The following is a 15473-nucleotide window of genomic DNA, read 5'->3' as shown; positions in this document are numbered from 1 at the left end:
GCGATTCGATTCACGATCAACGCGTTATCCCTCGCTTGCTGAACTGGCGTCGCGCCGCTGGTTCAGCGCATTGGAGCTGGACCTGTGGCCCACGTTTCCCACCCCAGTTCGGCCGAAACGATCGAGCAGTTCGACCGCTACGTGATCGGCAACTACCGCCGCTTCCCGGTCAGCCTGGTGCGCGGCGAAGGCTCGCACATCTGGGACGCCGAGGGGAACCGATACCTCGACCTTTTTCCCGGATGGGGCTGCAACGTGCTCGGCCACTGCCCTCCCCGGGTGGTGGAGGCAGTCCGTGATCAGGTGGGCACCCTGATCCACGTGCCGAACACCTGGTACATGGAGGCTCAGGGGGCGTTTGCCCAGGCCCTTTCAGAGCGATCGTTCGGCGGCCAGTGCTTCTTCTGCAACAGCGGGGCTGAGGCGAACGAAGCGGCCATCAAGCTCGCCCGCCTGCACGGGTCGAAGTCGAACCGGTCGACAATCATCACCATGACCCACGGCTTCCACGGCCGGACCTTCGCTGCACTATCGGCGACCGCCCAGCCGAAGTACCACGAAGGTTGCGGGCCGATGTTGCCCGGCTTCAAGTACATTCCTTACAACGACCTAGCCGCCGCGTCCGACGCCATCGACGAACAGACGGCAGCCGTCCTGGTCGAGCCGATCCAGGGGGAAGGGGGAGTCAATATCCCGTCTTCCGGCTACCTGGCAGGTCTCCGCAAACTCTGCAGCGATCGCGGTGCCTTGCTCATGCTCGATGAGGTCCAGACCGGGCTCGGACGGACCGGAAGCTGGTTCGCCTATCAACATGCGAACATCACGCCCGACGTGCTGACCTGCGCCAAGGCTCTGGCCGGCGGCGTCGCCTGTGGCGTGATGATCGCCTCGACCGAGGTCGCTCCCTCGCTGCGACCCGGAATGCACGCGAGCACCTTCGGAGGCAACCCGATCGCCTGCCGGGCAGGCCTGGCAACGATTGAGACGATCGAGGTCGAAGGCCTTCTCGAGCGCGGCCCGCAGATTGGGCAGCGATTCCGATCCCACTTCGAACGCCTCCGAACCGAGCGGCCGGACTTGATCCGGGAGATCCGAACCCAGGGGGTGATGATCGGTGTTGAGCTGACGGTCGATGCCTCTCCCGTCGTCTCCGGATGCCTGGAGCGCCGCGTGTTGATCAACGCAACCCAGGGAACCGTCGTCCGCCTCTTGCCGTCGCTGACGCTGACCGACGAGCAACTGGACGACGGGTTCGAGGTCATCGCCGAGGTCATCCGCGAACTGCGATCCTGATCGCCCGGGATCGCGAGCCGAAGCCGAAGCCGCTCGCCTCCACGAGCGGCCGACCGGAGTGTCCCGTCCATGCCCCGTCATTTCATCGAGTTGTTCGACCTCAAGGCCGACGAGGTTCGGCTCTTGCTCGACCAGGCGATCGCGTTGAAGCGAGAAGGGAATCGCGGCCTGCGCTCCCCTCGGCTGGCCGGCCAGATGCTCGGCCTGGTCTTTGACAAGCCGTCGATGCGCACCCGAATCTCATTCGAGACGGCGATGACCCATCTGGGCGGTTCGTCCATCTACATGACCGGCAAGGATGTGGGGATCGGAGTTCGGGAACCTGTGACCGACTTTGCTCGGGTCATCAGCCAGTATGTCGATGCGCTGGCCGTACGGACCTTCTCGCAGGATCTCATCGAAGAACTGGCCCAACATGCCGAAATTCCGATCATCAACGCACTGACCGACTCGGATCACCCATGCCAGGCCATGAGCGACCTCCTGACGATCCGCGAGGCATGCGGCGGTCTGGAAGGAGTGACCTTGGCGTTCGTGGGAGACGGAAACAACGTGGCCCGATCGCTCGCGGTGGCCTCCGCCCTGAGCGGAATGCGCTTCATCCTGGCCTGCCCGAACGGGTATGCCTTCCCCGACGACTTCCGGCGCCGGTTCGCCACTCAGTTCCCCGGCGTCCCTCTTGAGGAAACCCACGATCCGGCCGACGCCGTCTCGGCCGCTGATGTGGTATACACCGACGTCTGGACCAGTATGGGGCAGGAAGATGAGGCGGAGATCCGCTGCAAGACCTTCGAGCCGTATCGGGTCGATGCGGCCTTGATGAGCCAGGCGCGACCGAACGCAATCTTCCTCCACTGTCTGCCCGCACACCGGGGAGAAGAAGTGACCGCTGAGGTGATCGACGGGCCGCAAAGCCTTGTCGTTCCCCAGGCCGCAAACCGCTTGCACTTCCAAAAAGCGTTGCTCTTGCACCTGATGGAGGGAGAGGGCACGCCTGGAGGCAACCGGGGTTGACGTTGACGGGCGGTCCGGATCGGGCAAGAATCCGCCCGCCTATTCGTCTCGGCCCCGAGCTGCGGAGTCCGCGCCGGGAATGCTCGTCACGGAGGATTCCGCTTATGCTGGCCCGGTCGAAGCTCCCGGCGCTGCTGGCCGTCGCCCCCCTCGTCCCCTTGTTCGCGCTGGCGATCTGGTTTCGGGTTTCCAGCCTGACGATGCCGGCCCCCAACGGTGATGAGGCCTTCTACGGCGTACAGGCCGCCAAGCTGCTGGCCGGTGAGGCGATTGCCTCGAAAACGGCGTCGGGGAATGTGATCAACTTCCTCGTTCTGGGGACCGAGGTTCCTCTGTACTGGCTGCTGGGCCCCTCAAGCTATGTGATCAAGATTCCGGGAGCGCTGGCGGGGATTCTCGCGGTGATCGCGGCATACAGCCTCTGGAAGCGATCGCTTGACCGACCCACGGCGATCATCGGCGCGACCCTGTTGGCCGTGCTTCCAGTCGCGATTGCCGAGTGCCGAATCGGTGCCGAGCCGGCCTGGAATCCCCTGGTCGGGGTGATCGCCCTGGCCGCGGCCTTCAGGGGACATCGGCTTGGTCTCGCGCTTGCGTTTCTCTTGTGTTATTACGTTCATCCGACGTACTTGTTCCTGCTTCCCGCGCTCGGTCTTGTCCTGCTGGCGAAGCTCCTGGAACGCACCGTAACCGACTCGACGGCCCGCTGGAGAAGCCTGGCGATCACCACCTGGGGGGCGATGGCGGTGATCGGCCCATTGGTCCTGCTCACTCGCGGCCGATCGACGATTCAGTGGACGTATCAAACCTATGGCTTCGGCCCGAGCGACTGGCCACTCTATTTCCTTCGATATGAACGATTGCTCATGGGATTTTGCGAGGTCGGCCCGACGGAAACCTCGCTGAGCTTTGACCGGACCTTCTGGTTTGGCTTCGGATCGATCCTCGCGTTCGGTTCGTGGTGCCTCTGGAAACAGAAGCGTTGGGATCGTCTGGCCTTGATTGGCGGCCTGATCCTCTCGCTTTGCGGAATGCACCTGGTGACGGGGCCGGACATCTTACGACCGTATTTCGTGCGGTACGGGTTGTATCTGGTCGCGCCTTCGGTCCTAGCGGTGGCGTGCTGCCTACGGGCGATGCTCGTGATGCCCGAAGGAGGATGGAAGACGGTCGCGTTTCGAACCCAGATGGCTGGGATGATCGGTCTGGCCTGGGTGCTTTTGCTTGGATTCAAGGTTCATTATCTGGATCACCTGATGAGCGTCCACCAGGGGCAGGAATCCCTCTGGACCTTGCGAACCGAGGCCGTCGATCCGAAAGCTTGGGCGGCGAAGATTGTCAAACGCGACCTCGATGCGGCCCGCACCGCGGGGCTCGCGGTGCCAGAGCGGACCGTGGTCCTGGGAGAAGACTGGTGGACCTACCGCCCGCTCCAGTTTTTCCTGAGCACCCGGCCGGAGATCGAGCCGGGGTCCCTGGAATCCTTTGACGGTCCAGGACGTGATCGCCTGATCCGGCAGCATCTGACCGGGGGCGGTTACGTGGTCGGTACACCGGGCAAAGATGTGATTCTGAGAGTCGAGGGGCTGTTCCCTTCGGAAGACCTGAAGCACTGGCATGTCCAGGTCCCTCCGTACGATTGCCTGGCGATTTATCGGCTCAAACGGCAGAATGAAGCGCCTGAGCCTCAGCCGATCGTCGTGATTCGACCGCCGGGGCTCGGCGGAACCACGCGGGTCCGATGACCCGCGCTGCCTTGCCTTCGACGGTCCCGCCCTCTTCTCCTCGACGGACACCATGAGCACCCGAAACGACGGCCGATCTCCCTCGGAACCCCGCGCCGTGACTATTGAGCGTGGCTTCGCCCGCCGCAGCAACGGCAGCGCCCTGTACCGTTGTGGCGGCACGACCCTGCTGGTGACCGCAAACCTCACCGAAGCCGTTCCCGGGTGGCTCGAAGGCAAAGGGACCGGCTGGCTGACGGCGGAATACATGATGCTGCCGGGCAGTACTTCGCCCCGGAAAGAGCGACGGGCCGATTCGCGATCGACCGAGATTCAGCGGTTGATCGGGCGGAGTCTCCGTGCGGCCGTCGACACCCGAGCCCTCGGGCCGAGAACCCTGCACCTTGATGCCGAGGTGATCGACGCCGACGGCGGCACCCGGACCGCTGCGATTACCGGAGCGTTTGTGGCCGTCGTCGATGCCCTGTTGGCTACTCTTGGCCCCGATGCAACCCGAACGGTGTTGAAAGACAGTGTCTCGGCCGTCAGCGTGGGGATCGTCAACGGTCAAGGGTTGCTCGATCTCGATTACGTCGAAGATGTCGGTGCCGAGGTCGACCTGAACGTCGTCCGACTGGGAGGCGGTGGGCTCGTTGAGGTTCAGGGGACTGGAGAAGGGGGCACCTTCAGCCGCAATCAACTGACCGAACTGCTCGACCTGGCCGAACTCGGGCTCGATCTCCTGACCAAGGCCCAGCGCGAGGCCCTTGGCGCGGATTGGCCGTTTTGACGAGGCAAGCGCTGAGAGCAGTGATCGAAGGGGATTGTCTCTCGCACTTCCACCTTCCTCCTGAATTCCTCTGTGCAGGCTGAGGGGGATGTGTTAAGACACGGCTCGCCCGTCTGCGCATCGGCCGTCCTGGACCACACCGCTTGACGCCTCAACGCCGATCTCACCGGAAGGGACGTCGTCTGTACCGGTGGGTCTTGCGTCTGACGTGATCACGATCGAACCCAATACGCGAACCCGTCAGGATGGGGGATCGCCGATGAAATCGGTCCTGTTCTCGACCAGCATGGCTTTGGCCCTGGCCGCGACCGCGCCCGGGGCGGTCCTGGCTCAGGTGCGGGGAGGTGCCCCCCGCGGTCCCGCCCCGACCCCGGTTGCCGAGCCATTGAATCGTCCGTTCTTACAGGTTCCTTCCCGGTCGCAGGCCCCGGCTCCGGCTCCGAGCCCCGCTCCGGAAGCGGAAGGAACCAGCGACGACCAGGTGTTCCAGAATGGCGCGGTTCTGCCGGCTCCGGTCGATCCGGGGCAAGACGCGCCGCCGTCGTTCCTGCCCACCGATCCGATCGAACCGTACCTTTTGACGCGACAGGCCGGACCGTTTATGGTCGCCGCTCACATCTTCCGGGGTGATTATGCCGTGCAGCGAGCCCAGGCGCTCGCCATGGAGCTTCGAGCCGAGCACCGCATCCCCGCGTATGTCTACTTCTTGAAGCTGAAGCCCGGCAATAGCAATATGCGTGGGATCCCGCCCACTGCGGACCGGGCGATCGATCAACCGTACGTGAATCCTCCCGAGTCGGATCGCGTCACCGACGAGGCCGTGGTGATGGCCGGCAACTGTGCCACCATCGACCAGGCCAAGGACCTGCAGAACCAGATCAAGAAGCTCAAGCCGCGTACCCTCGCGGATCATCATTCGATCTTCCCCTGGCGGAACGGAAAGGGGCTGGATCGCGCCTTCGTGACAACCAATCCGCTCTTGCCGGCCCAGGATCTCTACCCCGGCCGAGCCCAAACGGCTGCCGTGCCGAAGCTGCCGCCGGGGGCCGTGGTTGATCCCGAAGTGCTCCGCTCCGGGTTCGTCAAGCCGGTCGATCCGCTGGTCGTTCGCATGAACAAAGGAACACCTAATAGCATTTACAAGTGCCCGGCACCCTACACGCTGGTGGTTGCCGAGTTTTCCGGTCGGGCGGCGTTGAGTGGTCCGGACGAGTCGGTCATCAACTTCCCGAAGGTCTTCGACAGCAGCCCCTTGCGAACGGCTCACGAAGACGCCGAGAAACTTGCCTCCGTGCTGGCCAAGAATGACGTGGTGCGTTCGCTCGGCGTGCAGCCGTATGTGTATCATGACCGGACGTCGAGCCGGGTGATGCTAGGAGCCTTCCAGTCGCCGAACGATCCGAAGATCGATCAAGTCCGTCAGGCCGCACTCACGATCGAGGTCGAAACGAAGCGGCAGGGCAACAAGGTGTTCACCCAGCACCTTGCTCCCTCGACCACGGTCTTCGAAGTTCCCCAATCGAATTGAGCGATCCCCATCGAGGTGGGCCAGGTTCGATGGATCCGATGATCCTGGCCTGCCCTCGACGGTCGATCCCTCCGATCCTCTCCTCTTCGAGTTCCTCCCTGAGCCTTCCGTCATGAGTGATGCACCCGCTCAACCCTTCCCGATCGTTCTCGCCACCCGCAACGTCAAGAAAGGGCGAGAGATGGTGGGGCTGATCGCCCCTCCCTGGGAGCCGAACCCGCGACTTGCCCGCCTGGTCGTTCTGACCCTCGACGGCTTCCCAGACGCTCCCGAGGTCGTGGAAGACGCCGACACCTTCGCCGGGAACGCTCGCAAAAAGGCCTCCGAAACGGCCCAGTCTCTGGGTCAATGGGTCATCGCCGATGACTCTGGCCTGACCGTCGATGCACTGGATGGCGCTCCGGGGGTCTACTCGGCGCGCTATGCCGGATCGCACGGAGACGACGACGCAAACAACCGCAAGCTCCTCGCCGAACTGACCGGCGTCCCTGACGAGCGGCGAGGGGGGGCCTTCGTGTGCTGCCTGGCGCTGTCCGATCCCTCGGGCGCAATTGTCCTTGAGGCCGAAGGAGCCTGCCGAGGGCGAATCGCCCATCAGGTCGAGGGGGAGGGGGGGTTCGGCTACGACCCGTTGTTCATCATCCTGGAATATCACAAGACGTTCGGCGAGCTAAGTACTTTGGTCAAGCACCAGCTCAGCCACCGGGCCCGAGCCTTCGAACGACTCCGTCCGGGTCTGGAACACATCCTGATGAATCATTAGAGCGTTGTTCGTTTGCCTGTGAAGGGTCAGGGAAATGGGGACTGGCTCCGAGTCTTCGAGGTGCCTGTCCCCCATTTCCCGGCGAGCCGCTCCGCTCAATCGAAAACCGCTCTAGAGCGCACAAAAACGCCCCTCGCGAATGCGAGGGGCGTTTGCGTCTTGGATCGTGACGGAAGGGATCGAGCGAAGCAACCCCCCATCCTCTGATGCGTCGGTCCTGTCTGGGTGCGTCAAGCCGTCACGTCCTCGTCCCGGCCGAGCCGGTGGTTGCTGAAGGAGCGAGGGTCAGAACCGCTTGCATCCGAAGACTCGGCTGAGCAGCTCGCACTTCGGCCGGCAGATTTCGGCCGCGGGCAGAAGGTCGGTCGGAGCACACTGGGCCGAGGCCACCACGCTCTTGACCGGCACCTGCGGGGTCGGGCAGACGACCGGAACCACCTCGCAGATTTCGACCGGAACCTGTCGGGTGACGGTCCGGGGCACGCAGATTGTCTTCACGTCAGTCACCTGACGCACGACGGTCTCCGGAACGCAGATTGTCTTGGTGACCGGCACCTGCTTGCAGACCTTGACGGGCACTCGCTTGACGCAAGGGATCGTCTGAATGTCGCAAACCGTGTAGGGCACGCATCGGGTCCGAACCTCGGAAACCATCTCGCAGATCGTCTGATTGACAACCTTCGTTCGGGTTTCGGAGACCATCCGGCAGACGGTCACGGGAACCTGCTTGTATGCCGTCTCGAAGATCGTCCGGCAGACAGTGTAGGGAACCTGCTTGGTGTGGGTTTCCTTCACCATCCGCACGTGGGTCACCGGAACGGTCTTGTACTGGGTTTCCTTGATCGTCCGGGTGACGGAATAGGGCACCTGTCGACACGCCGTCTCCTTGACCATCTTGGTGACGGTGGTCGGAACGGTTTGGGTGACCTTGTGCGGCACCATAACCGTGGTGGTCACCGGAACCTTCTTGCAGATGCTCCGCGGCACCATCGTCGTGACCTTGACCGGAACTTGCTTCACACAGGTCCGTGGGACCGTCTGGCAGACGGTGTAGGGCACGGTTTTGGTGCGGGTTTCGGAGACCATCCGGCAGACGGTCACGGGAACCTGACGAACCCGTTCCTGCGGAACCATGTCGCAAATGGTGTGTGGGACGAGCTTGACCTGGGTTTCGCGTACCGTCCTGCAGACCGTCACCGGAACCTGCTCGACCACGCGTTCCTTCACCAAACGGGTCCGTGTCACCGGAACCTGCTTGCAGATGGTCACGGGCACCTGTCGGCAGACCTGGTAAGGAACTTGCTTTCGCACCACCTGAGGGACCATCACGGTCCGGGACACGGTCTGCATGACCGTCTTCGGAACGAAGACTTTCTCGGTCACGACCGAACCGGGGCACTGGGCGGAAGGAACAACCTCGCCTCCCTTGGCCGGAACGGTGATCCCCGGCACAAACCGGGTCCGTGTGATCCACTCACCACATTCCACCGGAACCTGTTCCGTGATGGTCTGAGGGACGGGAACCGTCTCGCAGACATCGCGGAAGGCCGTTTCGGTGACCGTCTGATAGATCGTCTCCGAGACGTTCTTGAAGGTCGTCTCCTGCACCGGCCGGCAGATCTTCCGAGTCCGTGTCTGGAGCACAGTTTCGGTGATCGGCCGAGTCACGGTGTAGGGAACTTCCTTCATGACCGTCCGCTTGACCGGAACGGTCACCACATCGCGGATCGTTTGGAAGGTGGTTTCCTTCACCGGTCGGGTCACGGTGTAGGGAACGGTCTTGTACGCCGTCTGCTTGACCGTATCCATGACGGTGTAGGTCTGCGCTTGCATCACCGTGCGGACCTCAGGAACCGAGATGGTCTCGGTGACGGTCTTGTAGGTGGTGCGGGGCACAGGCTTCATGACGGTCGTGCAGACGACTCGGGGAACCACCTGAGTCACCGGACGCTGAATGACGTACGTCTCGTTCCGGTAACGGGTTTCGGTCACGGGGCGGCAAACGGTGATCGGCACCGTCTTGTAGCTCACCTCCTTGACCGGACGGCAAACGGTGTAAGGCACCGTCTTCATGTGCGTCTCGGTAATCGGACGCTTGATGGTGTACGGAACGGTCTTCAGGTGCGTTTCGGTGACCGGCCGCATCACGGTGTAAGGCACCGTCTTCGAAATCGTCCGCGTCACCGGACGCTGCACCGTGTACTGTTCCTCGCGAAACTCGGTCCGCTGGATCGGCTTCTGGATGGTATAGGGCACCTCTTGAAGGTGCGTTTCAGTGATCGACCGCATGGTCGTCACGGTTTGCGGTCGCATCACGGTTTCGTGCACATCACGAACCGAGGTCACCTGCTGGCTCTCAAAAACCGTTTCAGTGACAGGTTGCAGCACGGTCCGGCGCCGGACTTCATACGAAACCGGTCCGGAAAGAGTTTCTCCACCCATCGGGGCCACCGCCGGCAAGGCCTTGCCAGCATGACCATGGCCGACAAACGCCGCAGCCGGCCGAACGGCCAGCCACGAACCAAGCGGCAACGCAATGAGCGGGATCAAGAGGAGGTATCGCTTCGTCATGGTCGCTCCGTCAGTTTCTCCGACGCTCAGAGATGTTTCGGACCCAGACCCTGGAAGGCACCCAGGCGAGCCCGGGAGGGCTATTCTCAAGGCTCACCCCTTGATTCGGATTCCCCAGGGCTCCCTCTTGAACTGAACGTCCCATTTTCCCTACACCCCTAAATCGAACGAACCGAACAACTTGCCCATTCGCCACAACCTCAGCCCAATTCGCCCGAACTGCCGTCTTAACCAGGCCGGATCGCTGGAACCGATCTTCCGGGTGCATCCCGAGTGGCCCCTCTCAGCGGTATCCTCGGAGTGCGGGGCGGGGGATAGCCCTGCTGGTCGGGGCCAAGTAGGCTAGGGGCCTTCATCACGATTCCGTGAGAACCTTCCGCGTCCGAAATCGGTCTGCCCTGGTGTGTGGACTGGGAGCGAGGCACCCGCAAGGGCGGTGGGGTTCCACGATTGACCGGGGTACGGCGCAATGGCGGCGATCGATCGATTTCGGCTCGATGGACGGGTGGTGTTGATCAGCGGAGGAGCCCGGGGGTTGGGGCGGGTGATGGCCGAGGCGATGGCCTCGGCCGGGGCCTCGGTCGCGCTCACGGCTCGGGAGCAGGATCGGGCAGACGCCGTCGCCCGGGAGATAGCCGCATCCACCGGCCAGGAGGTGATGGGCCTGGCCGTTGAGGTGACGAAGGCCGATCAGGTTCAGGCCGCCGTAGCGGCGACTGTCGAACGGTTTGGCAAGCTCGACATCCTGGTCAACAACGCGGGCATCAACATCCGACGCCCGATCGAACAGCTCGAAGAATCCGAATGGGATCTGGTGCTCGACACCAATCTCAAAGGCTCCTGGCTCTTCTGCCGCGCCGCGGTTCCGGAGTTGAAACGGAACGGGTGGGGACGGATCATCAACGTCTCGAGCATGCTGGGTGAGATCGGTCTGGCCGAACGCACTCCCTATTGCTCCAGCAAAGGGGGGATGACACTGCTCACCAAGACGCTTGCCCTGGAGTTGGCCCCCTTCGGCATCAACGTCAACGCGCTTTGCCCTGGACCATTCGCCACGGAAATCAACCTGCCCCTTCTGAACGATCCCGAAAAGAAGGCCGCAATGGAAGCGAAAGTTCCTCTCAGTCGATGGGGCGACCCTGAGGAACTCGGGCCGGCAGCTCTGTTTCTGGCCTCGGACGCTTCCAGTTACATGACCGGCGCCACCCTGTTCATTGACGGTGGATGCACCGCGCAGTAGTTCACACAATGGCCGGGAGCGAGCGGAGGACGATTCTCGTGAGCGATTCGACAGTGTTGGAAATTCCCGAGGGCTTCCGGGCCGCCGGGGTGAAGGCGGGAATCAAGCCAAGCGGCTTGGCCGACCTGGCAGTGATCGTGGCCGACTCGACCTGCTCGGCGGCAGGCACCTTCACCACGAACCGGATCGCGGCGGCTCCGGTGCAGTGGGACCGCGCGATCGTGCCCTCCGAAGCGATTCGGGCCATCGTCATCAACTCCGGCAATGCCAACGCAGCCACCGGCGCCCAGGGGTTTGAGAACACGAAGCGCACCGCCGAAATGGCAGCAACACGCCTCGGCTGCTTACCCGAACACATCCTCATCGCATCAACAGGCGTAATCGGCCATCAACTGCCGATGGATCGTATCGAGTCCGGCGTGAACCAGGCGATCGATGCGGCAACATACGACGCAAAGGGATTTCATGATGCGTCCCGTGCCATCCTGACGACCGACACCCGGCCGAAGATTGTCTCGATGCGACGAAAGACCGAAACGGGGAAGACCGTCCGCTTGCTCGGCATCGCCAAGGGAGCAGCGATGATTGGCCCCCGCATGGCCACGATGCTCGGATTTTTGATTACCGACGCTCGGGTGCAGATGGGTGCCCTCTCGGGCATCCTTCTCGACGCCGTGGACGAAACGTTCAACTGCATCTCAGTCGAAGGCCACACAAGCACGAATGATTCAGTGCTGATACTTTCCGGTTCCCGGGGCGAGTTGCCCCTGATGGGGGCCGACCTGAAAATGTTTGCCGGCATGGTTCGCGAAACGTGCGAAACCCTGGCGCGCATGATCCCCGACGACGGCGAAGGGGCCACCCATCTGATCACCATCAACGTCAAGGGCTGCCGTAACCGAGATCAGGCCGCCCAGATCGCCCGAACTGTGGCCGACAGTCCCCTCGTAAAAACCGCCATTCACGGCGCCGATCCAAACTGGGGACGAATCGTTTCCGCGGCCGGTTACGCGGGCGTTTTGTTCGAGGAGACGGAACTCTCCCTGGAACTGGATGGGGTACCACTCTACCGTGACGGAGTCCCACTCGACTACGACGCTGAAGCGGTTTCGCATCGCTTGAAAACGAACCGAGAGGTCGACATTACCCTCACGCTCACTCAAGGGGATGCCTCGGCCCGATTCTGGACCTGCGACCTCACGGCCGAGTATGTCCGATTGAATGCCGACTACACGACCTGAGCTCGATCCGCAAGGACACACATGGCCGCATTGCGCCCATTGACGGCCATGACACTTCCGCCCGGATGCGTCCCGGCGCCGCAGAGATAAACCCCTGGCATCGGTGTTCGACTGGTTAGCCGGCGATCCCACATAAACGGCGGGAGACACTCTCCCTGGAAAATATGCCCACCCCAAAGCCCCACTCGACGCTCAATGTCGGGCGGGCCAAGCACCTCGATCGCTCGCACCGCTTCGGGAATGTTTGAGCAATGACGGGCGAGTGTGTCGAGGATCAATCGGACGACGTCGTCGCGTCGCGTCTCCCAATCACCTTCGGCAAAGGTATGGGGGACATACTGCGCGAAGACGCTCATCGTATGCATTCCCGCAGGAGCAACGCTCGGGTCGGCAGTCGTCTGGAAATACAGTTCCGCCCAGATTCGATCCGGCAGCCGACCGGATCGGGCCTGGGCAAACGACAAGGCCCATTCGTCCTTTGTGAGCGGTGTGTTGACCTGACCTCGATGCTGGGCCTGAACGGTTCCCGGTCGGGTGCGAAAGTTCGGCAATTCGCTGAGCGCGACGTTCGCCTTGACAGTGCAACCGGTCATGGGGATGGCCTCGACCCGTTGACGCCAGGAGGGATCGGCGAGGTTTCCCAACAACGCCAGGGTTGACTTCGGATCGGCGTTTGATACAACCACCGACGCATGAATCCGATTGCCGGAATCCAATTCCACCCCTTCTTCCGGCACGATCCGGGCCACGGGCAAGCCACTCACGATCACGGCACCGGCCTCTCGGGCCGCATCGGCGATCAGGAAGGATATCATCCCCATACCCCCTTCCACGTAGCCCCAGGCTCCGGGGATTCCCCCGAGTCTTCCCGATTGGTGATGAAAGTGGATTGAGGCAGTTCCGGGATCGTGAGGGCTGGCGTTGGTACCGATCACCCCCTGACCGAGGTAGGCCATTTGAAGGTATGGAGAGCGGAAGAATCGCTCGACATACTCGACCATGGACCACTCGAACAGCAATGATCGGGCCTCGGGATCGTTGCCGAGCCGATCCTCGATCACCTCTCGGCTCGGTTCCGGATCAAGCCAGAGGTCCGCATCACTGGGGGGCCGGATCGCATCACGCAGCCGTTGCTTCACCTCGGCGAAGGCTCGGAATCCGTCGAGATCCTCGGGGCAAAGGCGGCGAATCTCCGCCTCACAGCGTTCCTCGTCGTCCCAGAGTTGAAGACTCTCACCATCGTCAAACGGGACGAACAGCCCGGCCGTAGCCGGAGTCCAGCGAAGCCCTCGTCCGATCAACCCCAGGTCATCGATGACCTTCGGATGCAACAACCCGAGAAGATAGGCACACGGGGACACACGATACCCTGGCCACGGTTCATGAATCGTGCATGCCCCTCCGATCGGATCGCGCGATTCAAGGACCAGAACCTTCATCCCGGCCCGAGCAAGATAAGCCGCACAGGTCAGACCGTTGTGCCCCGCTCCCACAATGATCGTGTCCCAGCGTTGCGCGGTGAGTTCACCGAGCGAGCTCTGTTCAGCAAACCGCCTCCGTACCGCATCCAATCGAGGCAACGTCATGGCTCCATTTCCCGTCGCTCGACGATCCGAGTCTTGAACGCCTGAGAGGCTCGCCGAGGACGATCGGCTCGGACCACTGCAGACGAGACTGCAATCCGAGTTGCTCCGGCGTCGAGCACTTCGTCCAGATTCTCCTCGGTGATTCCCCCAATCGCGAACCAGGGGAGGGTGGTTTCCTCAGCCACATGCCGAACGTAGGCCAGACCGGCGAAGGCGTCGAAAACCTTGGTTTGACTTGGGAAAACGGGACCAACACCCAGGTAGTTTGCGCCGTCACGAATCGCCGCATCACACTGTACCGGCTCATGGGTCGAGACACCGATCACCATGTTCGGGCCAACGACGCGACGCACATCACGCACAGAAAGGTCATCCTGACCCAGGTGCACCCCATCGGCCGACGCAAGCCGAGCCAGATCCGGCCGATCGTTCATGATGAAGCGCACACCCGCGCGAGCCGTGAGAATGCGGACCTCGCGGGCACGTTCAAGCATGACTCGATCGGAGAGTCCTTTCTCCCGGTACTGGATTACGTCGGCACCTCCCGCAATTGCCTCCTCGACGATCCAGGTCAGGTCGCCGAGGGTCGGAAGCCCTCCTACCAGCACATACAAACGGGCCCCATCAAGTCCACCTCGGGCCACCACGGCCGCCATCACGCGCTTTTCAAGAGTATAGACATCATAACGCAAGATTTCGAAGCGACCCGAGAGCCATTGATCAAAGACCTTCGTGTATTCCTCCAACGTACGCAAAGCTTCCGCAGTGCGCTTAAAATTCGCGGTGAGGACGGCCCGGGGGTGTTCGCGAGAACCCTCATCGCTGGCCATGATGTGCGTACCGACATCGTTTGGAGTGTCGCGCGCCGTGATCAGCCAGTCGGAGTCAAAACCACGAATCGCCTCGCCAAAGCGATGGCGGACATCCTTGAGCCGTCGGGTCAGGGCAGGATCATTGAGCACGAAACGCACGTAGTCTTCGATCACTCGAAGACCTTCCCGAGCCCGGTTGGCCGACGCGTCGAGAATGCGAGCCAGATCGGCTACTTCTCCCGGATCGGCAAGAACAGGGGCAGGAAGATCCTCAGACATCGGGATCGGCCCCGACTCAATGGCGTTGACCCCGGCAATCCGCTCCATCAAGACATCGACCTGAAGCCCTGCCTCAATGAGATGAGCCGCGACCGGATCGTTGGAGCCGAGCAAACCGACGAGCAAATGCTCGGTTCCAATCGCTTGCGAACGATCCAACGATCGCGCCCGAAGCGTGGCTTCGGTCAGGGTCAATCGCATCGCATGAGAGTGAGGAAGACCGACGGCATCCTCCACTCCCTCCCAGGTCGCTCGTTCATCCTCAACTGCCTGAGCGTCCAACGGCTCAGCAACTGTTCGAAGTTGCTCAAGCGAGATGCCAAACTCGGTGATCATCACCGCAGCCCGGCTTTCGGTCTCTTCGATCAATGCGACAAGGAGATCGATGGGCTCCACGGACTCGGATCGACGCAATCGGGCAACCTGCTCGGCGCGTTGAAGAACGCGCTGGGCACCTGCCGTGAATGATTCCCACATGTCTCCCTCACCCTCGGTCCCACCGGCCCATCACTGTGACGAAGCCAACGTCTCTTCTACTGTACGCAACCAGGAAGGTGCGACGGAACGAGGATGAGCCCCAACTGATTGCGGCGGAGAAGCTCCACCGCCAGGATGCGAGGGCCAGGAGATCC

The 15473-nt window shown here is 62.3% G+C and carries 11 protein-coding genes; 8 read left to right on the top strand and 3 right to left on the bottom strand.

The window, feature by feature from the left end:
* Nucleotides 1–84 precede the first annotated feature (84 nt).
* The 6 genes from HG800_RS20165 to rdgB all read left to right on the top strand — a co-directional run bounded on the left by HG800_RS20165 (nucleotide 85) and on the right by rdgB (nucleotide 7112).
* Entirely contained in the window at nucleotides 85–1293 is a 1209-nt protein-coding gene (locus HG800_RS20165) for an aspartate aminotransferase family protein (protein ID WP_169978851.1), read from the top strand.
* 69 nt (nucleotides 1294–1362) lie between these two features.
* The gene (gene argF / locus HG800_RS20160) at nucleotides 1363–2307 is read left to right on the top strand and encodes an ornithine carbamoyltransferase (RefSeq protein WP_169978849.1); all 945 of its coding nucleotides are present in this window, start codon (nucleotides 1363–1365) and stop codon (nucleotides 2305–2307) included.
* 104 nt (nucleotides 2308–2411) lie between these two features.
* Nucleotides 2412–4052 (top strand): glycosyltransferase family 39 protein, encoded by a 1641-nt coding sequence (locus HG800_RS20155; protein ID WP_169978847.1) that lies wholly within the window; start codon nucleotides 2412–2414, stop codon nucleotides 4050–4052.
* 52 nt (nucleotides 4053–4104) lie between these two features.
* A complete protein-coding gene (rph, locus tag HG800_RS20150; RefSeq protein WP_169978845.1) occupies nucleotides 4105–4821 on the top strand; it encodes a ribonuclease PH in 717 nt (238 codons plus the stop codon).
* Between the two features lie 259 nt (nucleotides 4822–5080).
* Nucleotides 5081–6349, top strand: a complete 1269-nt coding sequence (locus tag HG800_RS20145; protein ID WP_169978843.1) for a hypothetical protein — start codon at nucleotides 5081–5083, stop codon at nucleotides 6347–6349.
* A 112-nt stretch (nucleotides 6350–6461) separates the two neighbouring features.
* Nucleotides 6462–7112 (top strand): RdgB/HAM1 family non-canonical purine NTP pyrophosphatase, encoded by a 651-nt coding sequence (gene rdgB, locus HG800_RS20140; RefSeq protein ID WP_169978841.1) that lies wholly within the window; start codon nucleotides 6462–6464, stop codon nucleotides 7110–7112.
* A 285-nt stretch (nucleotides 7113–7397) separates the two neighbouring features.
* Here the strand turns inward: rdgB and HG800_RS20135 are convergent, their stop codons facing one another.
* Nucleotides 7398–9683, bottom strand: coding sequence for a hypothetical protein (locus HG800_RS20135; RefSeq protein WP_169978839.1), 2286 nt, complete (start codon nucleotides 9681–9683; stop codon nucleotides 7398–7400).
* Between the two features lie 469 nt (nucleotides 9684–10152).
* Between HG800_RS20135 and HG800_RS20130 the strand changes: the two genes are divergently transcribed.
* Both HG800_RS20130 and argJ read left to right on the top strand, forming a co-directional pair.
* Nucleotides 10153–10923 (top strand): SDR family NAD(P)-dependent oxidoreductase, encoded by a 771-nt coding sequence (locus HG800_RS20130; RefSeq protein WP_169978837.1) that lies wholly within the window; start codon nucleotides 10153–10155, stop codon nucleotides 10921–10923.
* A gap of 38 nt (nucleotides 10924–10961) precedes the next feature.
* A complete protein-coding gene (gene argJ, locus HG800_RS20125; RefSeq protein ID WP_315852065.1) occupies nucleotides 10962–12164 on the top strand; it encodes a bifunctional glutamate N-acetyltransferase/amino-acid acetyltransferase ArgJ in 1203 nt (400 codons plus the stop codon).
* Here the strand turns inward: argJ and HG800_RS20120 are convergent.
* Nucleotides 12152–13750 (bottom strand): phytoene desaturase family protein, encoded by a 1599-nt coding sequence (locus tag HG800_RS20120; protein WP_169978835.1) that lies wholly within the window; start codon nucleotides 13748–13750, stop codon nucleotides 12152–12154. The genes argJ and HG800_RS20120 overlap by 13 nt on opposite strands.
* Nucleotides 13747–15318: a thiamine phosphate synthase gene (locus HG800_RS20115; protein WP_169978833.1), complete on the bottom strand. Its 1572-nt coding sequence runs from the start codon at nucleotides 15316–15318 to the stop codon at nucleotides 13747–13749. The genes HG800_RS20120 and HG800_RS20115 overlap by 4 nt, the downstream gene beginning before the upstream one ends.
* Between the last annotated feature and the right edge of the window lie 155 nt (nucleotides 15319–15473).

Origin of the sequence: Tautonia rosea, assembly GCF_012958305.1 — a bacterium.
GTDB lineage: Bacteria > Planctomycetota > Planctomycetia > Isosphaerales > Isosphaeraceae > Tautonia > Tautonia rosea.
Note: the sequence above shows the minus strand (reverse complement) of the source record. Positions and strands in the feature narration are given on the sequence as shown.

Bases quoted from the DNA above. Each gene is read 5' to 3' on its own strand.
- argF (WP_169978849.1), top strand. From the start codon at position 1,363: ATGCCCCGTCATTTCATCGAGTTGTTCGACCTCAAGGCCGACGAGGTT.
- HG800_RS20155 (WP_169978847.1), top strand. From the start codon at position 2,412: ATGCTGGCCCGGTCGAAGCTCCCGGCGCTGCTGGCCGTCGCCCCCCTC.
- rph (WP_169978845.1), top strand. From the start codon at position 4,105: ATGAGCACCCGAAACGACGGCCGATCTCCCTCGGAACCCCGCGCCGTG.
- HG800_RS20145 (WP_169978843.1), top strand. From the start codon at position 5,081: ATGAAATCGGTCCTGTTCTCGACCAGCATGGCTTTGGCCCTGGCCGCG.
- rdgB (WP_169978841.1), top strand. From the start codon at position 6,462: ATGAGTGATGCACCCGCTCAACCCTTCCCGATCGTTCTCGCCACCCGC.
- HG800_RS20135 (WP_169978839.1), bottom strand. From the start codon at position 9,683: ATGACGAAGCGATACCTCCTCTTGATCCCGCTCATTGCGTTGCCGCTT.
- HG800_RS20130 (WP_169978837.1), top strand. From the start codon at position 10,153: ATGGCGGCGATCGATCGATTTCGGCTCGATGGACGGGTGGTGTTGATC.
- HG800_RS20120 (WP_169978835.1), bottom strand. From the start codon at position 13,750: ATGACGTTGCCTCGATTGGATGCGGTACGGAGGCGGTTTGCTGAACAG.
- HG800_RS20115 (WP_169978833.1), bottom strand. From the start codon at position 15,318: ATGTGGGAATCATTCACGGCAGGTGCCCAGCGCGTTCTTCAACGCGCC.